The organism is Ammoniphilus soli (assembly GCF_040813775.1).
The window spans coordinates 654,327-675,833 of sequence record NZ_JBEGDL010000001.1 but is presented as its reverse complement, the minus strand read 5'-3'; the positions used below and the strand labels follow the sequence as shown (position 1 = coordinate 675,833).

32 protein-coding genes and 3 pseudogenes are annotated in these 21,507 nt (G+C 43.0%); 9 read left to right on the top strand and 26 right to left on the bottom strand.

Annotated features, from left to right (window positions below; genetic code table 11):
* Positions 1-93: 93 nt before the first annotated feature.
* The 3 genes from ABLT31_RS03770 to ABLT31_RS03760 all read right to left on the bottom strand — a co-directional run bounded on the left by ABLT31_RS03770 (position 94) and on the right by ABLT31_RS03760 (position 3,144).
* Complete coding sequence (locus ABLT31_RS03770; protein ID WP_367749044.1) at positions 94-1,914, bottom strand: HAMP domain-containing methyl-accepting chemotaxis protein; 1,821 nt, start codon at positions 1,912-1,914, stop codon at positions 94-96.
* A gap of 241 nt (positions 1,915-2,155) precedes the next feature.
* Entirely contained in the window at positions 2,156-2,791 is a 636-nt protein-coding gene (gene bshB2 / locus ABLT31_RS03765) for a bacillithiol biosynthesis deacetylase BshB2 (protein ID WP_367749042.1), read from the bottom strand.
* 26 nt (positions 2,792-2,817) lie between these two features.
* Positions 2,818-3,144, bottom strand: coding sequence for a DUF1806 family protein (locus ABLT31_RS03760; RefSeq protein WP_367749039.1), 327 nt, complete (start codon positions 3,142-3,144; stop codon positions 2,818-2,820).
* 135 nt (positions 3,145-3,279) lie between these two features.
* Here ABLT31_RS03760 and ABLT31_RS03755 point away from each other — a divergent pair, with 135 nt between their 5' ends.
* A complete protein-coding gene (locus ABLT31_RS03755) occupies positions 3,280-3,471 on the top strand; it encodes a cold-inducible protein YdjO-related protein (protein WP_367749037.1) in 192 nt (63 codons plus the stop codon).
* Between the two features lie 83 nt (positions 3,472-3,554).
* On the opposite strand, the gene ABLT31_RS03750 is transcribed toward ABLT31_RS03755, so the two are convergent.
* From ABLT31_RS03750 to ABLT31_RS03710, 9 genes are all read right to left on the bottom strand, one after another.
* Entirely contained in the window at positions 3,555-3,740 is a 186-nt protein-coding gene (locus ABLT31_RS03750) for a copper amine oxidase N-terminal domain-containing protein (RefSeq protein ID WP_367749034.1), read from the bottom strand.
* 28 nt (positions 3,741-3,768) lie between these two features.
* On the bottom strand, positions 3,769-3,924 hold the full coding sequence (locus ABLT31_RS03745; protein WP_367749032.1) for a hypothetical protein: 156 nt from the start codon (positions 3,922-3,924) through the stop codon (positions 3,769-3,771).
* Positions 3,909-4,373 (bottom strand): hypothetical protein, encoded by a 465-nt coding sequence (locus ABLT31_RS03740; RefSeq protein ID WP_367749030.1) that lies wholly within the window; start codon positions 4,371-4,373, stop codon positions 3,909-3,911. Before ABLT31_RS03740 ends, ABLT31_RS03745 begins: the two co-directional genes overlap by 16 nt.
* Before the next feature lie 198 nt (positions 4,374-4,571).
* Positions 4,572-5,060, bottom strand: a complete 489-nt coding sequence (locus ABLT31_RS03735) for a hypothetical protein (RefSeq protein ID WP_367749028.1) — start codon at positions 5,058-5,060, stop codon at positions 4,572-4,574.
* A gap of 104 nt (positions 5,061-5,164) precedes the next feature.
* Positions 5,165-5,653 (bottom strand): ParB N-terminal domain-containing protein, encoded by a 489-nt coding sequence (locus tag ABLT31_RS03730; RefSeq protein WP_367749027.1) that lies wholly within the window; start codon positions 5,651-5,653, stop codon positions 5,165-5,167.
* A gap of 96 nt (positions 5,654-5,749) precedes the next feature.
* Entirely contained in the window at positions 5,750-6,520 is a 771-nt protein-coding gene (locus ABLT31_RS03725) for a sporulation protein (RefSeq protein ID WP_367749025.1), read from the bottom strand.
* 151 nt (positions 6,521-6,671) lie between these two features.
* A complete protein-coding gene (locus tag ABLT31_RS03720) occupies positions 6,672-7,103 on the bottom strand; it encodes a DinB family protein (protein ID WP_367749022.1) in 432 nt (143 codons plus the stop codon).
* Positions 7,104-7,301: 198 nt separating this feature from the next.
* On the bottom strand, positions 7,302-7,505 hold the full coding sequence (locus ABLT31_RS03715; RefSeq protein ID WP_367749019.1) for a YozQ family protein: 204 nt from the start codon (positions 7,503-7,505) through the stop codon (positions 7,302-7,304).
* Positions 7,506-7,591: 86 nt separating this feature from the next.
* Positions 7,592-8,500: a C40 family peptidase gene (locus tag ABLT31_RS03710; RefSeq protein WP_367749016.1), complete on the bottom strand. Its 909-nt coding sequence runs from the start codon at positions 8,498-8,500 to the stop codon at positions 7,592-7,594.
* Between the two features lie 126 nt (positions 8,501-8,626).
* On the opposite strand from ABLT31_RS03710, the pseudogene ABLT31_RS03705 reads away from it, so the two are divergent.
* Positions 8,627-9,451, top strand: a pseudogene (locus ABLT31_RS03705) (oxidoreductase); the annotation flags it as partial.
* A 57-nt stretch (positions 9,452-9,508) separates the two neighbouring features.
* On the opposite strand, the gene ABLT31_RS03700 reads toward ABLT31_RS03705, so the two are convergent.
* The 3 genes from ABLT31_RS03700 to ABLT31_RS03690 form a co-directional block, all read right to left on the bottom strand.
* Positions 9,509-9,634 carry a hypothetical protein gene (locus ABLT31_RS03700; protein WP_367749014.1) on the bottom strand — a complete coding sequence of 42 codons (126 nt, stop codon included), beginning with the start codon at positions 9,632-9,634 and terminating at the stop codon, positions 9,509-9,511.
* Positions 9,635-9,815: 181 nt separating this feature from the next.
* Positions 9,816-10,052, bottom strand: a complete 237-nt coding sequence (locus tag ABLT31_RS03695; RefSeq protein WP_367749011.1) for a DUF1450 domain-containing protein — start codon at positions 10,050-10,052, stop codon at positions 9,816-9,818.
* A gap of 90 nt (positions 10,053-10,142) precedes the next feature.
* Positions 10,143-11,108 carry a cupin domain-containing protein gene (locus tag ABLT31_RS03690; RefSeq protein WP_367749008.1) on the bottom strand — a complete coding sequence of 322 codons (966 nt, stop codon included), beginning with the start codon at positions 11,106-11,108 and terminating at the stop codon, positions 10,143-10,145.
* Between the two features lie 127 nt (positions 11,109-11,235).
* Here ABLT31_RS03690 and ABLT31_RS03685 point away from each other — a divergent pair, with 127 nt between their 5' ends.
* The gene (locus tag ABLT31_RS03685) at positions 11,236-12,117 is read left to right on the top strand and encodes a LysR family transcriptional regulator (RefSeq protein WP_367749007.1); all 882 of its coding nucleotides are present in this window, start codon (positions 11,236-11,238) and stop codon (positions 12,115-12,117) included.
* A 26-nt stretch (positions 12,118-12,143) separates the two neighbouring features.
* Here ABLT31_RS03685 and ABLT31_RS03680 read toward each other — a convergent pair whose 3' ends face one another.
* Positions 12,144-12,344, bottom strand: a complete 201-nt coding sequence (locus tag ABLT31_RS03680) for a cold-shock protein (protein ID WP_367749004.1) — start codon at positions 12,342-12,344, stop codon at positions 12,144-12,146.
* Between the two features lie 199 nt (positions 12,345-12,543).
* Between ABLT31_RS03680 and ABLT31_RS03675 the strand changes: the two genes are divergently transcribed.
* The 5 genes and pseudogenes from ABLT31_RS03675 to ABLT31_RS03655 form a co-directional block, all read left to right on the top strand.
* Positions 12,544-12,813 (top strand): HesB-like (seleno)protein, encoded by a 270-nt coding sequence (locus ABLT31_RS03675; RefSeq protein ID WP_367749000.1) that lies wholly within the window; start codon positions 12,544-12,546, stop codon positions 12,811-12,813.
* 115 nt (positions 12,814-12,928) lie between these two features.
* Complete coding sequence (locus ABLT31_RS03670) at positions 12,929-13,720, top strand: EcsC family protein (RefSeq protein ID WP_367749350.1); 792 nt, start codon at positions 12,929-12,931, stop codon at positions 13,718-13,720.
* An 88-nt stretch (positions 13,721-13,808) separates the two neighbouring features.
* Complete coding sequence (locus tag ABLT31_RS03665) at positions 13,809-14,012, top strand: small, acid-soluble spore protein, alpha/beta type (RefSeq protein ID WP_367748997.1); 204 nt, start codon at positions 13,809-13,811, stop codon at positions 14,010-14,012.
* Positions 14,013-14,134: 122 nt separating this feature from the next.
* Positions 14,135-14,275, top strand: coding sequence for a hypothetical protein (locus ABLT31_RS03660; protein ID WP_367748995.1), 141 nt, complete (start codon positions 14,135-14,137; stop codon positions 14,273-14,275).
* A pseudogene (locus ABLT31_RS03655) lies at positions 14,276-14,518 on the top strand (NAD(P)H-dependent oxidoreductase); the annotation flags it as partial.
* 313 nt (positions 14,519-14,831) lie between these two features.
* Here the strand turns inward: ABLT31_RS03655 and ABLT31_RS03650 are convergent.
* The 7 genes from ABLT31_RS03650 to ABLT31_RS03620 all read right to left on the bottom strand — a co-directional run bounded on the left by ABLT31_RS03650 (position 14,832) and on the right by ABLT31_RS03620 (position 18,882).
* Positions 14,832-15,665, bottom strand: a complete 834-nt coding sequence (locus ABLT31_RS03650) for a hypothetical protein (RefSeq protein WP_367748992.1) — start codon at positions 15,663-15,665, stop codon at positions 14,832-14,834.
* 116 nt (positions 15,666-15,781) lie between these two features.
* The gene (ybaK, locus tag ABLT31_RS03645; RefSeq protein ID WP_367748988.1) at positions 15,782-16,261 is read right to left on the bottom strand and encodes a Cys-tRNA(Pro) deacylase; all 480 of its coding nucleotides are present in this window, start codon (positions 16,259-16,261) and stop codon (positions 15,782-15,784) included.
* On the bottom strand, positions 16,249-17,070 hold the full coding sequence (locus ABLT31_RS03640) for a S1C family serine protease (RefSeq protein WP_367748985.1): 822 nt from the start codon (positions 17,068-17,070) through the stop codon (positions 16,249-16,251). Before ABLT31_RS03640 ends, ybaK begins: the two co-directional genes overlap by 13 nt.
* 43 nt (positions 17,071-17,113) lie before the next feature.
* The gene (locus ABLT31_RS03635) at positions 17,114-17,566 is read right to left on the bottom strand and encodes a GNAT family N-acetyltransferase (RefSeq protein ID WP_367748983.1); all 453 of its coding nucleotides are present in this window, start codon (positions 17,564-17,566) and stop codon (positions 17,114-17,116) included.
* Complete coding sequence (locus tag ABLT31_RS03630) at positions 17,541-17,783, bottom strand: hypothetical protein (RefSeq protein WP_367748980.1); 243 nt, start codon at positions 17,781-17,783, stop codon at positions 17,541-17,543. Before ABLT31_RS03630 ends, ABLT31_RS03635 begins: the two co-directional genes overlap by 26 nt.
* A gap of 62 nt (positions 17,784-17,845) precedes the next feature.
* Complete coding sequence (locus tag ABLT31_RS03625) at positions 17,846-18,529, bottom strand: LrgB family protein (protein WP_367748977.1); 684 nt, start codon at positions 18,527-18,529, stop codon at positions 17,846-17,848.
* Positions 18,526-18,882, bottom strand: a complete 357-nt coding sequence (locus ABLT31_RS03620; RefSeq protein WP_367748974.1) for a CidA/LrgA family protein — start codon at positions 18,880-18,882, stop codon at positions 18,526-18,528. The genes ABLT31_RS03625 and ABLT31_RS03620 overlap by 4 nt, the downstream gene beginning before the upstream one ends.
* Positions 18,883-19,252: 370 nt before the next feature.
* On the opposite strand from ABLT31_RS03620, the gene ABLT31_RS03615 reads away from it, so the two are divergent.
* Entirely contained in the window at positions 19,253-20,467 is a 1,215-nt protein-coding gene (locus ABLT31_RS03615; RefSeq protein WP_367748971.1) for a Bcr/CflA family multidrug efflux MFS transporter, read from the top strand.
* A gap of 50 nt (positions 20,468-20,517) precedes the next feature.
* Here ABLT31_RS03615 and ABLT31_RS03610 read toward each other — a convergent pair whose 3' ends face one another.
* The 3 genes and pseudogenes from ABLT31_RS03610 to ABLT31_RS03600 all read right to left on the bottom strand — a co-directional run.
* A complete protein-coding gene (locus ABLT31_RS03610; protein ID WP_367748968.1) occupies positions 20,518-20,769 on the bottom strand; it encodes a hypothetical protein in 252 nt (83 codons plus the stop codon).
* A 97-nt stretch (positions 20,770-20,866) separates the two neighbouring features.
* Positions 20,867-21,031 (bottom strand): hypothetical protein, encoded by a 165-nt coding sequence (locus ABLT31_RS03605; protein ID WP_367748965.1) that lies wholly within the window; start codon positions 21,029-21,031, stop codon positions 20,867-20,869.
* A gap of 130 nt (positions 21,032-21,161) precedes the next feature.
* Positions 21,162-21,506: pseudogene (locus ABLT31_RS03600) on the bottom strand (redoxin domain-containing protein); the annotation flags it as partial.
* Position 21,507 lies beyond the last annotated feature (1 nt).

The window sequence follows — 21,507 nt, the reverse complement described above, 5'->3', positions numbered from 1 at the left end:
GTCTGAGAGGATATAATGTGGTTATTCTAAACAAGCAATGTTTAGAGTTGAGAGAATTAGGGCAGGCGCTTTAAAGCGTTCTGCCTTTTTTTATTAAGATCTGAACTTTCTTATCCATTGCTGCAGGTCAATGGCCATCCGGCTCAATGCAGCTGTCGTATCCTTAATCTGTTCCATCGAATCGTGTTGCTGATCAACAGCAGCTGCTACACTTTGCATGCTTTCTTGGGATTGCAGCGAAATCTCAGCGATTCCGTTCATCATGTCTGTCATACTCTGCGTACTAGCATAGACTTCCTGAGCGATGGCAAATACTTCTTGCGATTGCAAGGATACATCCTCAACGATCAAAGCAATATCGTTAAAAGCCTCCCCATTTTGATGGACCAGAATCATCCCCTCTTTTATTGAATCGGTTCCATCCGTCATCGCTTGAACAACATTATACGCCTCTTTTTGGATATCCTCCACAAGGTACTTAATACTTTCGGAAGATTCGGCCGATTGTTCAGCTAACCTACGAACTTCAGCTGCTACCACAGCAAAGCCTCTACCTTGCTGACCAGCGCGAGCCGCTTCAATAGAAGCGTTTAAAGCCAGTAAATTGGTTTGAATAGCTATCTGTGAAATAAACGTAACAATTTTTCCAATTTCTTTCGTCTTATCACTTAGAACATGAACCAGTTGTCCCGTTCGGTCCATTTTCGCATTCATCATATTCATATGTTCAACGGTTCGACCTGCCATTTCTTTTCCGACAAAGGCTTTTTGATTTGCTTGCATAGCAGAATCAGCCATTTTTTGTATCGCTAAAGTAGAATGACTCATCCCATATGAAATATCGGAAACCGCTTGGGCTGTCCCACTTAAACTCGAAACTTGCTCCTTGGCACCCGCTGCAACTTCTTTCATGACAAGGGAGATTTTTTCCGTAGCATGATTACTCTGTTCCGCACTGTGCATTAGTTGAGTAGATGTTGCTGCCACATGCTCTGTGCTTTCCGAGACACGTTGAATTAAATGTCTTAAATTCTTTGTCATATGATTAAAATCCTCAGCTAATCTTCCAATCTCATCTTTATTGGTTATGTCCACGGCACCGACCAATAAATTTCCTTCAGCTACTTGATTAACATTTTTTGCAATAGTCGCCAGCGGTTTCGTAATTTGGCGGCCGAGAATCATGGCAACCATGCTGCAAAGGATGAGTGAAAAAATCATCCAGATAATTGTCCATTGTTTGGTTCCCTGATACAATCGGTCTCCATCGCTGATGACCCTTGAGACACCATCATGATTGAGTTTAACCAGCTTTTCCAGCGAATTCTCCATGACGTGAAATTGTTCCGTTCCTTGACGTATGTACTCAAGCGCTTTGATATCTTCATTCTTTTCTCTTGATTCCAGCACTTTATGATGAATTAATAAGAAAGCCGACCAGTCTTTTCTTAGTTCATTATATATCTTCTTCTCTTCTTCAGAAGTAATTAAGGGTTCATATTTTAAAAATACTTTATCTAGTTCTGTCAGGGTGTTTTCCATTTCTAATTTGTGCTGACGTTTGTATGTATTAGTTGAAATCACAAAGTTGAGTTCTGTTGCGATCAAGTGCTCTGTTAGATATTGAATCTCCTTTACATATTCAAGAGACGGAAGCCATTCGTTCTTGACTAATTTAGAATTAGAGTTTAAGGCGTCCATATTCTTAATCGACATCCAGTTTAAAAAGGTTAAAAGAAGAAGGATAATCGAAAAGGAAGCTAGCAGTTTTTTTCTTACAGTGGACGGTTGGGATAAAACCTTTTTCCTCATTCCAGTCAAATTAGTGAACTGGACTCGGCTTAATTTCTTGAGAATCGGTATAAATGTTTTTTTAATTTTATTTAACAATGGATACCAGCCATTGATTTTCACGGACCTCTCCCCCAATATCATATTGATGTCATACTCTTGGTCTCCATTTTAGGTACAACGCCTCACTTCGACATTTTATGACCAGTCTAATGTACTATTGGAGCATTAACGCTTTATTAAGATCATGTAAAGATTATATAAATACTTAAAAACGAAAAAATCAGGCTGCCATTTCTGGCAGCCCCACTTAAATTCATTGAACGTTTGGATATAGAAACATTAGCCTTCTTCCTATAAATTTTTACTCCAGTACCCAAAACCTCTCCTCTCGGAAGTTGGGAAGTTCCGTCAGGTCTCCCTCATCGATTTTCTTGATGTACTTGGCAAATTGAGAAGGGTATGCCTTGATACAGGCAATTTTCCGATCGATATATGGTGTGATATCGTTTATCACATCAGGTTCCTTAACCTTTACATTATTCAGCCTAAACACGGCTGAGCCATGTACGACAGGACGTCTTTCCTTGGGGAGCCGCCTCATGGCTTCAACTACCAACGAACCGGTTGCATCATGATCAGGATGGACACTCTTCCCCGGGTAAAAAGTGAAAACACAAGTGGGCTGGATTTCCTCCGCTAGCTCTAGCAGTCGTTGAATAATGGGCTCTGGATCCTCAAATTCAATCGTTTTATCTAGGTATCCCCACAGCCTGACATCCTGAATTCCAATAATTTCACATGAATTCTTAAACTCCCTGTGACGCAGCTGCGGCAGAGTATGACGATTTGCTCCTCCGAGCCCGCGTCCCATTTCTCCTAAGGTGAGACATACATAGGTAACCGGAATTCCTTTTTCAATCAACCCCATTACCGTTCCTGAACAAAAAAAGACTTCGTCATCAGGATGGGGATAGACAAGCAACACATGTTCGTTCATCGATAAATATCCTCCTTTCATATTGCTTACAGTGCATTTAAATGAATATGTAAAGCCACTTGCAGCTTCCCGTTATCATCATGGCCTTCCAACAATAGCCTGCCTCGTTCATCCCAATCAAACACGTTTAAGCCTTCTGCATAAACCCAGCCCAAGGGAATCTTTAAGCCTACTCGGTAAGGATTCGTTCCTCTGATTTGTGCACGTTCAACCTGGACCTGCGCATTTCGGATAAAGCAGCCGATAGGATGTTTGTCATATGCCCCTTGAGTTGTTTCCAAATGGATATGGCAGGTCTTCCCTGCAAACGTATGTAAATGCTCCTGGACTTCCGCCAATTGAATCGATTTCATCTTATTCACCTTTCCAATTATTTCTATATATAATCTTTTATTTATTTTATCACGTTGACGGGAGAAATCATCTCATTTCATAAAAAGCATGAAGAGAGACTTGCCAGGGCAGATTATAGCTGGAGGTGTTTGAACTTGTTAACTCAAGATCCAAAATCGAATACAGCACCTGTTCCCATTTGGCGATGCAAAAATAAGGAATGCAAAGCCTTTGTCCGAGAAGAACTTGCAGCAGGTCCTTCACCAGCCTGTCCCTTGTGCAATGGTCCTACGATCCGGAGTTTCAAACACTTGCCTGAACTTGTGAAGAAATTTAAAAAAACGTAACATGCAGCACTTCTTAATCGCCTATCTCTGAATAAGAAAATGCCCCATCCTCTTTGGATGGGGCGCGAAACTATAATCTTTATCTAATTCAAATATACGGTTTGAGTGGCCGGATCCCAGCCTACCAACGCACCAAAGGCCTCTGCCACGGCCCGTACGGGAAGTTGAGTCCGTCCATTTTTATCGATAAATGGTGCCGCATCGGACGTCTTTTGCTCTCCGTTAACCGTGTAGGAAGCAGAGCCGCTCACGAATACGGCGGACTTCATTACATTACCGTTCGTTGGAATGATGACATTAGCTGCGGTTACGCGCTATCTTATCTGTCTCTGTCTGAAGCATGGAACCGGTAAGCATGACGTCCAAAGCCCCTTCCGGCACAGCCTGTATGGCCGTGTCAGCATTGCCTGGAACATATACGCTGCCTAAGCTGATTTTTAGCGTTGTATCCACTTCAGTACCCGCAAATCTGCAGGCTTTGCTGCATTTTTAACGACCACTTTTAGCTCGTTTTCATTAGTCTGATAAACCGACAAATGATTCACTGCCCCATCGTTCCATGGATCGGAAACCACCACTTCAATCAAGGGCTTCGTGGAACCATCTGGCTTGGTGACTTTGGCACCTGCAATATCAGTCTTCCTATCTGTTGCTGCAGGAATGTTTAATTTAAAACCAGAAGGCAATCGGAGAAAAAAGAAATCCTCATTATTCAAGTCCGCCACTGTTACCTTAATTTTCACATCTCCTAGATCCTTATAATCTGTGCTTGTGGCACTTACATTAACCGCTTTGACACCAATAACATTAACGCTTGTTGCTGCGTTCGCCACTGGTGCCGCAAGGCCGGCAAGAAGGGCCGCAACAGAAAGGACGGAGGCAAATGCTCTAAGATTTATCATCTCGGTTCCTCCATATCGTTATTTATTCTATATAGAGTAGCCGTCAGCCACGCAAATTCGTTTGAAAGACAAGGGTTAACTTATCACAAATTTGATGTGGATTTCATTACTAAATGATTGCCATCCCATCCAATATTTCTGAGAGGACAAAAAAAGAACCTTACTCACAAGGAGAAGGTTCCTTCTTTCAACCGCCATCTATAACGTCAATTCTTTTTCAATGCTTTCGTCATGTTTAATGAAGGACAATCGCACCTTAAAAGCATCCCACTTTGCCTCTAGATAATAAGAGATATGAAGGGTAACAAAAAGCCCCGCTAAAGAGCAAAGAACCGAAATCGGAAGAAGCCAGATAGACGAAGTATTTGAAAAATAAGGAATTAGGGCGACCGCTACAATGGGTGCGGCATTTAACTTAAAGAAATTGATCATGAAAAGCGTCAATAAACAAGTAATGAATAGAGTTAACATACCTGGATTTAAATAATGAAGAAAACTGCTTGCCATTGCGGCAACAACTGCCATAATAATAATTTTCAAAGCATTCTTATTATCTAAGGTACGGCTGATAAAGAAGTAGCAAAATGCACCTAATGTAGGATAGAAAAACATTTTCAACTCTGAAGAGCTGGAAGATATCCAAAAAGCAAAAAGCAGATAAAAACAAGCAACGAGCGACCTGATCACCATATATTCCCCTCTGTACCTATCATGATTGATTCCTACAATTCCAACTGTTTTTAACGTATTAAATATAATTTATTAGGAATAAATAGTCAACCGCTGTTTTCTTACTCTCTCGATATAAACTCATCCACCTTCTTTTTCATCGATGCAACAACGGTTTTCTTATAATGAATCCCTATAAGCAACACCTTAAATTGCTGCATGGGCGTTAAATCAAAAAAACGAGGGTCTTCTTTAATAAAAGCCCGAACAATGGTAAAGGTTGCTGGAACCCAGCGCTTGGGTTTGCTGAGAGGAATGCGGTACGGAAGCTCTTGATGGCGAAACCAATGGAGGAATGATTTCGTTTCAGAGGAAAGGTTGGCTTCATCGACTATGCAAGGTACAGATTGTTTCGTTGTATGTTTCCGAAGATACTCGTAACGATCATGTCCGCTAAGGACAACATAGTTCCCGTCCTTCTTTTTGCGGACAGCCAATAAATACACGCAGTCCCAAAGCAAACTCTGCATCTTTTTTATGCGTTGCGTCATCTTGCTCGATAAGTCGGGTTTAATTTTGCTTATGGGGATATACTCAATATTGAATTTCATATGATATCCTCTCCCTTACGGGAGTATATGAGGGGGGAGCATCGTCCTATTCCCTCTCTTGCCGCTTACACGCTCCCCCATTCAGTGGCCCATATCCTAACTGTACGATTGAATAACTGAATGAAGCCGTGCTGCGGTTGTTTGAACACCCTGTTCCAGTTCATGGAATGACAGGAAAAGCGTTACTTTCGATTCGTCCATGTCCAGGCCCTCGGCAAGAAATGAAACGAGTCCTCGCGCTTTTCGGTCGATTTCCATCAAAAGGCGGACGCCATTTTCTTCCACCAGGCAGACGAGTTCAAATTCATCCAGCTTTCCTCTAAATGATCCGCTCGTTGGAACAAATTCAAATTCTTGCACGAATCCAAGAGCACTGCGCCGATACAGGAGATTTTCCGTCTTTCTTAAGACAAAACCGAGAGATTGGGTTGCCTCCAAGATTGTTTTTACAGCAGGATGAGGCTGCACATCAATATAATCCCGATCCGTTGGGTCAAGCGCGAGAGAAATGTCTAATGCGGTTTGGAGCCAGATCTTTGTCTTTCCAATCGTCATGGGAGAATCCTTGGGCAAAATAAAGGAAAAAGGAATAGTTTTCTTCTCCCCTTTCCCGATAGAGAAAGAAGAAGCAGCTCGTGTTTTTACAAAGGAAACCGCCTCTTTGACTTTCTTATCATCGACCTCCCGAATAATCTCTGTCACGAGGTGAATATCAATACCGTTGATGTCTTGGGTAATCTGCCCGCCCTCGATATGGATCGTACCATTGACTTTCTCCCCGGCTGCATAGCTGCTCTTCTCCAATCTCGCATCCACTTTAGCGGCACCGATCCCAATGCTAGCTTTCATTTTGTCGAAAAAAGACATAAACAGCCTCCTCTTAAAAAAAGTAATAGACGCTTTCATTATACAACTTTTTTCTAATCATTGGGCAGAATTGGAATTTTATATTGAAATATACCCAAATAATTCCTTAGTTCAGTGGAACGAACCCTCCCTTTTTCAATGGCCGCCCATTTTATCTAACAAAGGTAATAAAATCCGTATTTACCGGCTCCGCACCATCAGCACGAAGCCGGGAGTTAATTTGTCCGCGATGATACTGGCCGTGAAGGGCAATATGAGTTAATATATCTCGCGTAGAGCTTTTAAATGCTTGACCTTTACTATTTTTATAATCTATAACTTGATCAAGCTCCTTATCGGATAACTGGGATAATATTATCTTAAAGTTCGCTTCATTTTGTAGGATTAGTTCCGAACAAGCCGTTAAATTGGCTTCTGGCCAGATGGAGAGAGTGGAACTATCCAAGCCTTGTAATCTCGTAGCCCAAACTGATTCTGTATGAAGGATATGAGCAAACAAACGTATTATTGCGGGATTCTCCCCCTCCGTGCTTTGCAATGTCCCAAGTATACGTTGGTTCGCCCAATTCATGTGTGCGAACATCTTTTTTATTGTTTCCAACTCAGTCACGCCTCCCCAATTTTGATCATACCAATACCTAATTTCTCTATTAAACGAATTCACACCTGCTGATACGTTCCGAATTTTCTAAAATCAATTGACGAACAGTTCTATGCGTTCCCTGAACAATAGGAAAAAGAGCCCTTCAAGGAGCTCTTCTCAAAACAATCTTGCTTATAACTAGGAATCCTGTCTCGGAATCTGTTCATCTTCAGGGTTCCGATCATCGACCCCGCCAACCGTACCCTCCATATAATAATCACTGACCTGCTCATGCGTGATAGCTAGCCCCTGCTCCGTAGTATCTTGACTCCGATAATCCTTGACGTCGTACATTTTATCCGCTACATCTTTTTCTAGCGCTTCCTTGAATCCCTTATCCATAATTATATCCTCCATAGGAAAAAGATTGATATCACATACTACTCAGTATGTGTATAAAGATTGTAGTTATTCGCTTCATTCATTCCTTACAACCGTTTTCCAAATAGGAAACGCCCTCTCCAATGCGCATTAAAGTCTCCAAGAATCACTCCGGGATCTCCATAAGTATGCAGAATTTTATCGTTTCCAGCGTAGATTCCAACATGGCCTACAATCCGGTTGCTGCTGAACCTTCCGGGTGTGTAAAAAAACATTAAATCTCCGGGCTGTAAATCATTAATGCCTACCCGTCGTCCAACGTCAGATTGACTTCGGGAGCTTCGAGGAAGGTCTACGCCAAAACGATCGTAAACATGCTGCGTAAAGGATGAACAGTCAAAGGTTCTGTTTCCTGGTCCATATGGCTCAGCTCCGAATTGATAAGGCACCCCTAGAAATTGTTTTCCGTACTGTATAACGTCTGTTCCACTCACATTAGCGGTACTTAGCGTAGTGGCTCCATCCCCGGCATTACGGAAGGCAAGCCGTGGTAATTCAACTGTTCTTGCTGAAGCATTCCATGTAACCGGAGCATTAAGCAGCGCGGAAAGTGATGGCTCCGTTAGATGCAGCTTTCCATTGATAAGAATTGGCGGCTGCGGCAAAGGAACGGTCCGGTCCCCGGACAATGCTTGTGTATCTCCCGCCTTCACACGATACAATGGATCCGTAAAGCCAAATTCCCCCATTTTCTCTTCGCCGTCCCAACGACTTCTTAGATCTAATGAATGCATCACCGGATCAAGCGGGATCCAAACTTGCTTCCCATCTGCCTCCTGTTTCACGCTAACTGTAATATTCTGAACCGCTGGCTGGCCATTGTTAAGAATCTGGACATTTTCAATCTGGGCCGTTTGTTGGGTCCTTGCTTGCTCCCGCTGAGAAATTCCGCATGCTGAAAGCAACAGCCCAATAAGAAGGATTGGAGTGACTCGCTTATAAATGTGTCTTTTCAAGATGTTCACCTCTAATAGTAGTAGCTTGCAGTAACGTACTATCATTAGAGTGTTATAAGCATGAGTCCAATATACGGATATCGCGTTAAAAAAACAAACACAATATATATGTGCTAAAATTCCAACGTAAAAATCTTCCATGGCGGACGTGAATGCCCGCCCGAGTTAGTCCCCAATGGGGAAACGGTTAGTGCCAGCGCTATTCCTTCGGAGAAAGAAGGAGCTCAGGTTCCCCGTGCGCTAGATGAGGCAGAAATTGAAGAAATCGTTCGTGCGTTTGGAGAAACTACCCGACGTGCGATCGAAGCCGGATATGATGGTGTGTAGATTCACGGGGCCAACGGCTACTTGATCCAGCAGTTTTTTTCGCCTCATTCCAACCGCCGCAGTGACCGCTGGGGAGGGGATGTGCAAAAGCGAATGAGTTTCCCGCTCGCTGTGGTGGATGAAGTGAAGAGGATCGTGGCAGAGCATGCTAAAGGACCATTCTTGGTCGGATATCGGTTTTCTCCGGAAGAACCTGGAACACCCGGAATTACAATGTCTGATACGCTTCAACTGATTGGTGCTTTGGCGGATAAAGAACTCGACTACTTGCATGTGTCCTTAATGGACTTCCGCTCAAAACCGAGGCGCGGAACCGATAGTACGGACTCGCGATTAGCATTAATCCAGCAGCATGTCGGCGCTAAAACGGCAGTTATAGGAGTCGGTTCTATTGTTACTCCAAACGATGCGCTCGAAGCGTTAGCCACTGGTGTTCCTCTTGTAGCTCTGGGTCGAGAGCTTATCATTGAACCGGACTGGGTCGAAAAGCTAGAAAGCGGCAAAGAGGCCGAAATTAGAACCGCTTTAACAAAAGATGATCAAAAAGAACTCGTCGTACCCGATCCGCTTTGGCAAGCCATTATGAACACGCCAGGCTGGTTTCCAGTGGCTGAAAGAGCATGACTATCCGTTCACAGCAAATAACCGGAGATTCTCTAGCTCTCCGGTTATCTTTACGCTTTATGAATGAATTTGCTTGGCTCTTGCCTTTTCCAACAGATCCCATATTCTAGGATCTTCTTGTCCGAGCCTCCAGCCTCCCCAGCCTTTTAACCCATATTTTTCGACCAGTGCGATCTTTTTCATCAAGCTGTCTGCATTGTCAAGCCAAATCCATATTTTTTGCTGGTTGCTCTATCTGTGAACTTAGAAAAAGTAGATTTATAGGTTCGATTCCATTTCCATTTTGCCTTATTTTGTTTAAGTAGTATAACAGATAGAGAGAGGAGTTCTAGTGTTATAAATTGGACACTCTGTTTCACCGCTGCTATTTTTGCTGCGACACCCCAACCGTTTGCATCACTTTATCGACAAGTGCACTTGCGTGTTCCGCTTCAATGGTCGTCAGTTGAATTCTGCAAAAAGGTTTGACCCGGCACTGCAAGCATCGTCGGAAACAATCCACAATGCGGATTTCCACCTCATTTGAATACTCTCTTTCAAGTTGTTGAATCGCTGTTTTGGCGTCTGTTCCTTCAACATTTCGCTCACAAAACTTGGCCACTCTCAATGCGTATCATCTCTTTCAGATGGTTTCCTTAAAAAAATGAGCCGCTAGAATCGCTTCTAAGGCTCGTAATGGCAGTATATCAAATTATTTTTGGTAATGGGTAAATTGTATATCCAGGGTTCGAAGATAGGTTTGTAATCCTGCATCTTGAATCGGAATAATGAAAGCAGGCTCACCCGATTCATTGTGGTGCGAATGCCATAAGCCGGGAGGTGTGACAAACGCCTTACCGGTAACCCAATCAATCCGGATCGGGTCTATAATTTCAGCCGTTGCGGGATCAACCTTGTCTCCTACCAGCGTATACGTGCCAGGTGCAGCATAAGCGACGAAATCCAATGCGACTGACTTGTGGCTATGCGGAGCTTGGTTGGCACCTACGGGTACGATGCCCAGCATGGCCCATAATACATGAGTGATGGTTAACGTCTGATCAAACTTTTGATTGTTTAAAAGAATCGAAATCCGATTCTTAAGATGGGCATCAGGTGCATTGGCGACCTCATTTAACATTGCATTAGCTTCTTCTGCCGTAAATAGAGTCGGACTAAACTTCGCCTCTGTTGCCTTTGCGCCTAGATAATTTAGTAATGGGGTATCCAGGATATAATAGATGGTCGCATCTTCTGTAGCCGAATGGCGGCTTACTGATCCCGCGGGGAGCGTTAGAAAATCCCCTTTTTTCCAATTGATCGTTTCCCCATTCACTGCGGTACATCCTGCACCGGAAATAATATAATAAAGTTCACTCGTTGCATTAGGTTGAGTATCGATCGAATCGCCTGCATTGATCCGTATAAATTGCGCGAGAAGCGAAGGGCTTGTTGCTGGATATGCCGTTCCTAGATCTTTAGAAAGGTCTAGAGTAATAATCCGAGTTTCCCCTGAATTATATAGCTCCGGTCCAAATTCTATCGCAGGGACGGGACTGATTATACCGCTCCCTATCGGGTCAGCTGCTGTAGTGTATTCGTGGAATCGTGCATCTCCAGTCCAGTTCTCTTCTATAGTTCCAATGGATAATTGTCCAGGCTTCACGCTGGTTGCCATATATTAATTTCCTCCTCATAGATGATGGTTAATACCATCGTATCTTGATTCGAAGTATTTGTACAATATATAATTCATATTATTATGATACAAATAGTAAATAACTGATTTTTACTGGAGGCTATCGATGGAACTAAGACAACTCCAATATTTCCTTGCGGTTTCCGAAGAATTGAATTTCAGCCGGGCCGCTGAACGCCTTCGGATCACTCAGCCTCCCCTGAGCCTGCAAATTCAAAACCTTGAAAAGGAACTAGGCTTTCCCCTCTTTCACCGTACCAATCGTCATGTTGAGTTAACGGATGCAGGCAGATTATTTGCCGAAGAAATACGGAAAATTCTATTGCACCTTGAAAAAGCAACCCTTAACGCCAGGCGAACCCATGAGGGTGAAATCGGTTCGCTCACGGTAGGATTCGTAGGATCTGCAACTTATGATATTTTACCAGCCGTCCTGCGTGAATTTCGCCATCTTTATCCGAACGTTCATGTTGATCTTCTCGAAATGTCTACCCCTGTCCAAATAACAGCCCTAAATGAAGGGGAGATTGATATCGGCGTACTCCGTCCCCCCATTCCTAACGAAACATTGTGCACTGAAATTGTATCTACAGTTCCATGTGTTTTGGCCGTTCCTAATCGGCACCCTTTAATAGAAAAAGAGCCATTATCTGTAACAGATCTTTCAGACTACCCATTTGTCATGCTGTCACGAAAAACTTGGGCAGGTCTTTATGATGATATTGTTTCGTTATGCAATCCAAAAATCCAGCAAGAGGCCCTTGAATTCCAGACGGTTATCGGCCTAGTTGCAGCAGGCCTGGGGATTGCCGTCGTTCCTCAATCTGCTATGAACCTTCATACACAGCATGTGTCCTTTCTAGATATGAAAAACCTGTTGCCCTTCGCAAATATGGGTTTATCCTGGCGGAAAAATGAACGCTCTCCTTTAGTTAAAGCATTCATCGACATTGCCAAGAAAACAAATAGAAAACAGACCCCCGTCTAGGAGTCTGTTTATTTTTTACATTAGTATTAGGCTTTTCTGACGTTTGTCGCTTGTGGGCCGCGTTGACCCTGTTCAATGTCAAACGTTACTTCTTGTCCTTCATCCAACGATCTGTAACCATCGCCTTGAATAGCTGAGAAGTGAACAAATACATCGTCTCCGCCATCACGCTCAATAAATCCAAAGCCTTTTTCGCTATTAAACCATTTTACCTTACCGTGTTCCATTTTTGCCTCCTAGCATGTAACCATTACATGATTCTTTAATTTGATCTTGCCTACCTATTATGTCTCTATTTATCGATTTTTATACTTGGATATCGCTTTGAATTACGGCAGAATTTATACTTTATTAACTGGCAGACGAAGTGGTACGATAAATAAGCTGAATTTTATCAGTCATATTGAGGAGCGAGGAGGTGCAACTATGACAATTACAGATGCTGCAAAAGACCTTATCCAAGGGGTTCTAAGCGAAAATGGAGCTAAAAACATTCGCATTTACTTCGCAGGAATGTCCTGAGGAAGCCCCAAATTGGGCTTGGCTCTGGATGAGCCAACAGCGCAGGATAAAGTGGAAACCATTAATGGCATACTCGTTGCCATTGAGGACAAGATTTTGGAATACACCCAAGATCTTGGGCTTGATGTTCAAAATGGAGGACTGGTTATGGTTGGGAATCAGGGGTGCTGTTAAAGCATGGAAGGCAAAAGACGGGACATCTCTCCCGTCTTTTTCTAATATTGAAACTTTAAGTTTGGATGTCCGTATTCATAGAGTACAATATGCCAATAAGCTAGGAGTGAATCAATTGAAGGCCGTCGAATCGAGAGAAGAATTGCTACTTGAACTGAAACACATTGCGGACTGGGAAAAAGATCAGAAAGATTTATGGTTTTGGGAAAAGTTGGGTCGACTTCCTTTCGTTTTGCTAGACCGAATCACCCCCAAATTCATCCACCAAAAAATCGGACAATCTATTGATGAACTGGGCAGCTATATTCAATCCGGTGGACAATACCTTATTAAAGAAGAAGACATATACAAAAAATTCTCCAAGGATGTCCCCTCCCAATCCGAGATCCAGCAACTCCCTCTCCTTGAAATGGATAAAGTTGCTAAAGGCCTGTTGGATTCCCGTTCCAAAATGGCAACTGTCCAAGGGGCAACGACTGGTATCGGCGGTCTTTTTACCCTCGCCATAGATATTCCCCTACTGCTTGGCATTTCACTGAAAGTTCTGCAAGAAATGGCTTTAACATACGGATACGATCCCCGCCAAAAAGAAGAACGTATATTTATCGTAAAGTGCCTCCAATTTACTTCATCTGATATCGTTGGAAAGAAAGCCATCCTCGAAGAATTGGAATCTTTTCAGACGAATCGATCAAGTTCTCAAGCCATATCGCAGCTGGAAGGATGGAGAGAAGTCGTAATGACCTATCGGGATAACTTCGGCTGGAAGAAGCTATTTCAGATGGTACCCATAGCAGGCATGATCTTCGGAGCCTACATCAATAAATCAACCATTCAGGACGTGGCAGAAACGGGAATGATGCTATACCGAAAGCGTCGTATACTGGAGCGGTTAACACTTCCATAAATTTCAAGAATAGTTCAATTCATTTTGCTCACAATAACATGTACAAGGTACCTTATTGGTCCTTGAAAAAAAAATGGAGGTGTCACCTATGCCTGGTGGCAATAACAACAACCAAAAATTAGTTCAAGGGGCAAGTCAAGCACTTGACCAAATGAAGTACGAAATCGCTCAGGAATTCGGTGTACAGCTTGGAGCTGATCAAACTTCTCGTGCTAACGGATCTGTTGGAGGAGAAATCACAAAGCGTCTTGTACAGTTCGCTGAACAAGCTCTAGCAGGAACTAGCCGATAAAACAACTGAATATCAGTGGATAGAAGGGCTATTGAAAATTTCAATAGCCCTTCCTTATTTAATTTAACATAATTTATCGAGAGGCTGAGAACATTATATCCATAGATGAAAGAGGGACAAGCATGTTTATCTATGGAAAAGATATACCACTAGATGGCGTCAGCCATTCTCAAGTTAAACTCGAATCCCCTTCCCCAATAGAACCAAGCTTATATCCTTTTACGCATGGAGAGACGATCTTCTCTTTAGATGAAAAAGAATAAAGAAAAGCCATTCATATTCAGGCTCGTGGAGGGGTATATTCCGAAGGCCCCGCAATGGAAGCGGAATTCGGGGATCGTTACCTAAGAACAATCTTTGGATTTGTTGGCATTACGGATGTGGATTCGATCATTGTTGAAGGCATGGCCCAAATGCCAAATGAAGCGGAGCAAATTAAGCAAAGAGCCATGGACCGTGCCAGGGAAGTAGCCCGGTCATTTGCCAAAGACCCTGTTAAAGTATAAGACAAGCGATAGAGCTTGTCTTTTTATTTGGATTCGTATTGCAGCTTAAAAAGCAAATCATCCTGCCATTCCTGATCCTTCGTTTTTATAGCTAATGTAAGCAAATACCTGAGACTGCTTTTTATGGCAATGTTCGAAACTGGCTTTCACAGGTCAAAACCACTCTTAACATCATCCATATCGTTTGGGAACAAAAAGGCAACCGTTACGCTTGCATTGGCCGGTTGTTGATGGAAGATGAAGAGACGCTTATCCTTTATGCTGACGATGAAAAAACTGTAAAACGTCCTGCATGTAGAGACATCGGCTCTTTTTAAATGCTTTGCTGATCCACCCAATGCTTGTAACGAACCGAAAGGAATATCATGAAGCTATTCAATACGATGTTCATATACGGATAATAGAAATTCATTTTTAGGATGCCTAGAGTTTTCAATGTCCAATCCAGCATTACACCAAACAGTACCACTCTCACCTTCGACCACCAGCTGCCGTCCCTAATTGACCAAACCGTAAATAAAGCCTGGGCCAAGGTATAGAGGGGACTAATATGAAAATGCTCACTCCAAGAATGCCATTTTCCCCTGCCAAATCTGATTTTACGCAGTAAGGCGAAAACATACATGATGTTTGTGCTCGTAACCAAAATGATGTTAACGAGCGATATAGATAAAACAAAAGGCGTACCCTTTTTAATCTGCTTGTACCACCAATCACTGATAAAGAAAAAGATGGGGAGCAGAACGGTTGTATAAATAACCCTCCACCAATGGTGCTGATAAACCCGCAAACGCAAAAACAAAACTTCTACAACAGAGAAATAAAAACTAAATAACCATTTGACTTTCCATCCCCATTGGGACGCTGTAATGAACACAGCTGTAAAGGGGACATAGATCGCTTGCGATAAGATGGCACCGAGCGTATTATCGATGTATTCCCTTTTAAAGAAATAAGGTCTATAGCAATATGCCTTGAAAAGAGTAAATACAAAATACTCGAACAGGTAAGCCAAACCGATATTTGAAAATAATAAAATCAGCAAGGATTTCCTGTCTTTATGCTTATAAAAGGTGTAGAAAATCAGCGCACCATGAATGATAAGCAGGACAATGAAAGGGTACCTGTTTCGTTTATTGCTTTTCATTAGCTCTCACTCACTTATTCCAGCCTAAATATAGTGTTTGAATGGAAAGCAATTATTATCACACCACTTCTTGCCAACTGTAAAAGAGCTACCCTTCTTAAGGTAGCTCTTTTTTACTATTTGATGATATCCAGAAACTTCGCTTCCGTTACTCCCGCTAGGTCTTTGGGACTCATTTGGAGCTGTATGCCAATTTTCCCGCCACTGACTATTATCGTCTCTAACTTAGATGCACTCTCATCAATATATGTAGGAAATAGCTTTTTCATGCCAACCGGAGAACATCCGCCCCGGATATAGCCTGTCCATTTTTGAATGTCTTTAACAGGAAGCATCTCCAGTTTTTTTTCCGACGAAGCCTTGGCTGCTTTTTTCAAGTCTAGTTCAGCCCCTACTGGGACGACAAACACATAGACGGATTGACCAGCACCTTGAGCGACCAAGGTTTTATAGACATTTGCCGGATCCTTTCCGATTTTTTCAGCAACGGACAGCCCATCTATTTTCCCGTCTTGACTGTCATAGGTCAATACTAGATACGATAGCTTCTTTTGATCTAAAATACGCATGGCATTCGTTTTGGCTACTTTTGCCATTTTTCCATCTCCTTACTTGCGCTGCTAGCCTGGCCCCATTCCCCTTTCACGTATCGAATGGGAATAGCCAGTCCTACGGTTTCCCCATCTAAAGAGGTAGTGGCAAAAAGAACTCCAATTACCTTTCCTTGCTGATTGAAAAGGGGACTCCCGCTGTTGCCTCGATAAACTGGCGCGCGAATGGCCATTACCGGTTGTTTGATACCTTTAACTTTTGTAGTACCCAACACTTCTCCCTCATTCGCAATCCAGAGATATCCTAAGGGATTACCTATAAAAGTTACCCGTTCCCCTTCGCTCCATTCGTAATCATAATCAGCGGCAAGGGAAACAAGATTGGAAACATTCACTCCTAAAACAGCTAAATCCAGCTCTGGGAAAGACTGCCTGATCGTAGGAACAAAAGAATCTCCATTGGGGAGATGCAGATAAATTCCTTTCTCCCCTTCAACCACATGGTAATTGGTAAGAACTACCCCCGAGGAGTCGATGACAAAGCCTGTTCCTCTGCCTTCTTGTCCTACCACAGAGACAACTGCTTGCTTTCTTTCCTTAACGGCAGCATCTTGGTATAAACGATAGGATGTGCGTAGAAAATCAATCGCTTCCCACCGGATTACATGGGGCCATACACTTATGACGTTTAAAAATAAGGCCAAAACCAGCAAAACAGAGACCGTTTTCTTTACCAGCCTTCTCCGTTTTTCGCTTTGTTCAACTAACTCAGCGCTAAGATCATCGTCATCCTGGAAAACAGAATCCTCTTCCAGGATAGGCTCCTCTAGATCATTGCGCGTTGGTTCGTTCATGCTTCACAACTCCATCATCGAATTTACAATCTCTTTTGCTCCCTCATGTTGGATGTACTTCCTTGACCATCATCCATGAACCGCCATCATCCATTTCAAAGATTTCATTGGGTATAAACCCGCAATGCCTAAAGAACTCTTCAGCCTTAGCATCAATGGGATCCGTGATCACGTATTCCGTTTTCGCCTGGTTAACCACATATTCAACCAATTCTTTCCCTATTCCTTTATCCCGGAAAGCCGGATGGACAAAAATGGTTCCAATTAGCAATTCCCTAACCGGAACATTTTCGGTCGTTTTGAATACTTCTTCACTGCAGTCGATTATCCCTGCTAGTTGACCATGAAGGAATGCCCCATAAATTTTTTCGCCGGATTTTATGGAATCTTCCATTGCCTCGAGAAGTCCTTGATCATTTACACCAAGAAGGGTATTCCAGGGCTGCAAAGAATGACGGAAAGTCATGAACTCAATTACATCTACGGGCCGAATCACCACATCCATCCTCCACCTTATTCTTCATGTCATACTGATTTATTTGACTTCGAATTGATAACCAAATAGCCAGAAAATCATCCTTCAATTGGTCCACCCTTAATAGGCGAGTAGATAGTTCTTCATTTTTCCGGTAAGTGTCTGCAAACCGATTGGCCATAAATAAAGAAAGCATCAATAAATAGATAAATGGCAAAAACGGAGGGAGCGTGTTCAAATTCGTATCTCCCATTACATTTAGTGTTACCACAACAAAATAAACCAATATACAAGTCAAGCTTAATAAAATAGCAATAAGCATCCAGCCAAGAGAGGCATAAACAAAGCCGACAAAGCCATTCCCAACACTCCCATGGCTCCCTCCAGCTCCCCCCACTGCGCAGCCTTAGCCGCTCCAACCATTGATGCCGCCGTTCCCATAACTAAACCTTTGACAATCTTATTGCTGATGCCAAGCCACCGGATTAGGGCAGGGCCGATCAATAAGCCGGTGAGCGCCGTAATCATGGCAAAGATCGCGGTCAGTTCCGGCAGCCCCCCGAGAGAAGATGAGACAGATACTGCCATGGGGGCGGTTGTTGACTTTGGGGCTAACGAAAGAATCGTTAACTGGCCCAGATCAAGAGTGTCCGCTATCCATGTCACGAAGAACACCCCAGCCGAAGTACCAAATAAAACTCCAGTTATAATCATGGTAAAGTGACGTTTAAGCACAGCGAAGTTTCTGTATAAGGAAATCATCATTACAAGCTCAACCGGCCCCAGGAAAAACGAAATCGCTTCTGTCCCAGATCGATAGTCTACATAATTCGTGTGCGTTATCCCCAAGATAAAAATCAAGAGAAGCGGACAAATATAAAGCGGGTTTAGCCAGATGAAAGGGTATTTTTTATACAACCTCGCAACCAGGACATATAATACAATGGTCAAAACGAACCAGATTGCCGGATAAAATACTGTCATTGCGTCTCTCTCCTTTTTTTAAATAGGATGGCAAAAAAAGCAGTGGATAGGATGACAAAGATCGTACTAATGGCAATCGTGAAAAGTAATAGCCAACCACCCTGCTTTATTACCTCCCAGTACTGAACAATCCCAACAATAATTGGAATAAAAAACAGAACCATGTGACGCGATAAAAATCGGCTGGACTGCTCTAACTGATTCGGTTTGATTACGCCTGTAGTCAACATGAAAAGCAACAACGCCATTCCGATCATTATAGAAGGGACAGGCAAGTGCAAAACAGATGTCATCCATACGCTAAACTGGTATATGGCACATAGCACGAGAATTTCAATTATGAGCTTCATCATCCTTCCCTCCTTCATGAATTCTTATATCAAATATATATCCCGTAGGTTGTAGGAGCAAAATCAGTGTAATCCTGTATAACATGATTAAAGCGATTTCTTCTTTTAAAAAGAGTAAGATACGCTCTTTATCCTTTATTTGTAAAAATTATGTTAGATTTATTTACAAAAACTTCTTGCGAAAGTGAGAATCATGTAAGATTTCTTATCAGTCACTTGTATAGATCCTCCACTCTACTGATTTCGTGTAGGCTGACCTTGAACACTTGTATATGGACTTTAATGGTTTTCCAGATGTAAGATGGGGATGCCAAACCTTACCAGCCCTTAGGCTATGTTTTTTTTGGAGAAACTCTTTGAGAGGAATGGATGTATGAATAGCATGACAATAGATCAATCTCGTTCAGACCGTTTAAAGTTAGCGGTAATGCTGGGATCTTTGGCAACAATTGGCCCCTTATCCGTTGACATGTATCTGCCGGCCTTTCCTAATATTGCTGAAGACCTCCATACCAGCGCGCCCCTGATCCAGCTCAGCCTCACCTTTTTCTTAGTAGGGATGGCTTTGGGGCAGCTTTTTGCCGGTCCCTATAGTGATGTCTACGGCCGCAGGAAACCATTGCTGATTGGGATGGCCATTTATTCCGTTGCGTCTGTGCTATGCGCACTCAGCCCTTCCATTTGGACCCTTCTTCTCCTGCGGTTTGTCCAGGGTATGGCGGGTTCAGCAGGAATTGTCATTTCTCGGGCAATCGTCCGGGACCTTTATTCTGGATCTGAACTTACAAAGTTTTTTTCTCTTTTGATGCTGGTAAATGGACTCGGCCCCATCATTGCCCCCATTATTGGCGGACAGCTGCTGCGGGTTACTTCTTGGCAAGGGGTATTCATTTTACTTGGCATTATCGGCATTCTTTTACTTCTTACTGTGCTTAGCGGATTGCCGGAAACACTTGTAAAGGAACGAAGGGCCAAGGGAGGTACAAGGGCAACCTTGCTAACCTTTAAAAATCTTTTTTTAGACCGAAGCTTTATGGGGTATGCCATCTGCCAAGGACTCGTATTTGCCTCTATGTTTGCTTACATATCCGGTTCGTCCTTCGTCTTTCAAAATGTATTCCATGTTTCCCCTCAAACTTTCAGTTTGATTTTCGCCATGAACGGACTCGGGATTATCCTTGCTACCCAGACCACCGGCAGGCTTGCCGGTCGAGTGGGTGAAGCTACCTTGCTTAAAGTAGGTCTTCGCCTATCGGCCCTTGGGGGAGTATGGCTGTTCATCATGCTATTCCTTAATGCAAGCCTTTTTGCCGTTCTGCCTCCCTTGTTCCTCACAGTATCGAGTGTAGGAATGGTAAACACTGCTGGATTTTCATTGGCTATGCAAACTCAAGGGAAATCAGCAGGCAGCGCTTCGGCATTACTTGGAGTCCTGTCTTTAATTATTGGAGGCATGATTGCTCCACTGGTTGGGATAGGCGGCAGCCATACCGCCATCCCTATGGGGATTGTCATGGCTTGCTCGAGTCTAGGCTCGAACCTTGCCTTTACTCTGCTTGTTCGTGAAAAAAGCAAGGCAGCAGCATAAAAAACAAGAAAAGTCCGCTAGCTATCAACGTGCTAGCGGACTTTTTGCTTTTATTTTAACACCCAGGCATCTAATATCCATACTCCTGTCAGGACCGCTGCCGTACTAAGCATAATCCACAAACCTTGGCGAACCACTTTATCATCTTCAGCTTGCTGATTTTTATCTGCTTTCCAGCGAGCATCCCCAGCTTTATGTAAGGATCTATTTATAGCAAAGACGGTCCACGGAAGTGCAACAGACAACAAGGCACAGATGTAAATGGCACCCGGAGGAATATAACCGAGATATCTCTCAAGCATCAGGACCTCCAATACTTAGAGACTCAAGTACTGTACATACAGAAAAAGGGTTCCTAGAGAGGTTGCTTTCTTCAACCTTTCTAAGAACCCTTATCATTTATCTCTCGGCCATTTCACGAAGGGGCCTAGGCGCAATCACTTGCTTCATCCGCAGAATCTCCCTTTCCAGGAACTGTTCAAAGGTAACTTTCTCAGGATGCTCATTACAGAAATCAAAGGCCAACGACTCAATCAATTCATCGGATAATACAAGGCGCTTCATTGCGAATTCCCTCCCTTAAAGTCACTCTCAACGATTTCTTGCTAGATTAAAAATTCGCCCTATTCCTTGTCGAATCCTTTGATGAATAACGTCTATCTTTGACATGATCCTAAAATAATAGAAGAAAGTTCTACGGACGCAGGACCTTTTTCATTTCTTCTGTAATTTTGGCTGTTGTTTCTTCCATTTTTTCTCCCCAGTGATCATCAATCTGAACAAATACGGTTTCCCCATTTTGATCAAGGAGACCATATCCACGATAGGCCGTATCTCCATTTCTCATTTCCATCGCTTCGATGAGCTCAAATTCCGGATCTGATAAAAATGTAATCGCCTTTTGGTCATCCCTTGGATATTTTTCCTTGATTGCCTCAGCAAGCTGCTTTAACTCATTTGGGCCGTCCTTGCTAATCGCATACACTTCCGCATCTAAGGCATCCAATTGCTCGAGTTGGTTATTCAGCTCCACGAGCTGT

Coding starts and splice junctions, on each gene's coding strand:
- bshB2 (WP_367749042.1), bottom strand. CDS start 2,791: ATGAACGAACATGTGTTGCTTGTCTATCCCCATCCTGATGACGAAGTC.
- ABLT31_RS03760 (WP_367749039.1), bottom strand. CDS start 3,144: ATGAAATCGATTCAATTGGCGGAAGTCCAGGAGCATTTACATACGTTT.
- ABLT31_RS03750 (WP_367749034.1), bottom strand. CDS start 3,740: ATGAAGTCCGCCGTATTCGTGAGCGGCTCTGCTTCCTACACGGTTAAC.
- ABLT31_RS03740 (WP_367749030.1), bottom strand. CDS start 4,373: ATGATAAATCTTAGAGCATTTGCCTCCGTCCTTTCTGTTGCGGCCCTT.
- ABLT31_RS03730 (WP_367749027.1), bottom strand. CDS start 5,653: ATGAAATTCAATATTGAGTATATCCCCATAAGCAAAATTAAACCCGAC.
- ABLT31_RS03725 (WP_367749025.1), bottom strand. CDS start 6,520: ATGTCTTTTTTCGACAAAATGAAAGCTAGCATTGGGATCGGTGCCGCT.
- ABLT31_RS03720 (WP_367749022.1), bottom strand. CDS start 7,103: ATGTTCGCACACATGAATTGGGCGAACCAACGTATACTTGGGACATTG.
- ABLT31_RS03715 (WP_367749019.1), bottom strand. CDS start 7,505: ATGGATAAGGGATTCAAGGAAGCGCTAGAAAAAGATGTAGCGGATAAA.
- ABLT31_RS03700 (WP_367749014.1), bottom strand. CDS start 9,634: ATGAAAAAGATCGCACTGGTCGAAAAATATGGGTTAAAAGGCTGGGGA.
- ABLT31_RS03690 (WP_367749008.1), bottom strand. CDS start 11,108: ATGGCAACCAGCGTGAAGCCTGGACAATTATCCATTGGAACTATAGAA.
- ABLT31_RS03685 (WP_367749007.1), top strand. CDS start 11,236: ATGGAACTAAGACAACTCCAATATTTCCTTGCGGTTTCCGAAGAATTG.
- ABLT31_RS03680 (WP_367749004.1), bottom strand. CDS start 12,344: ATGGAACACGGTAAGGTAAAATGGTTTAATAGCGAAAAAGGCTTTGGA.
- ABLT31_RS03665 (WP_367748997.1), top strand. CDS start 13,809: ATGCCTGGTGGCAATAACAACAACCAAAAATTAGTTCAAGGGGCAAGT.
- ABLT31_RS03660 (WP_367748995.1), top strand. CDS start 14,135: ATGTTTATCTATGGAAAAGATATACCACTAGATGGCGTCAGCCATTCT.
- ABLT31_RS03650 (WP_367748992.1), bottom strand. CDS start 15,665: ATGAAAAGCAATAAACGAAACAGGTACCCTTTCATTGTCCTGCTTATC.
- ybaK (WP_367748988.1), bottom strand. CDS start 16,261: ATGGCAAAAGTAGCCAAAACGAATGCCATGCGTATTTTAGATCAAAAG.
- ABLT31_RS03640 (WP_367748985.1), bottom strand. CDS start 17,070: ATGAACGAACCAACGCGCAATGATCTAGAGGAGCCTATCCTGGAAGAG.
- ABLT31_RS03625 (WP_367748977.1), bottom strand. CDS start 18,529: ATGACAGTATTTTATCCGGCAATCTGGTTCGTTTTGACCATTGTATTA.
- ABLT31_RS03620 (WP_367748974.1), bottom strand. CDS start 18,882: ATGATGAAGCTCATAATTGAAATTCTCGTGCTATGTGCCATATACCAG.
- ABLT31_RS03615 (WP_367748971.1), top strand. CDS start 19,253: ATGAATAGCATGACAATAGATCAATCTCGTTCAGACCGTTTAAAGTTA.
- ABLT31_RS03610 (WP_367748968.1), bottom strand. CDS start 20,769: ATGCTTGAGAGATATCTCGGTTATATTCCTCCGGGTGCCATTTACATC.
- ABLT31_RS03605 (WP_367748965.1), bottom strand. CDS start 21,031: ATGAAGCGCCTTGTATTATCCGATGAATTGATTGAGTCGTTGGCCTTT.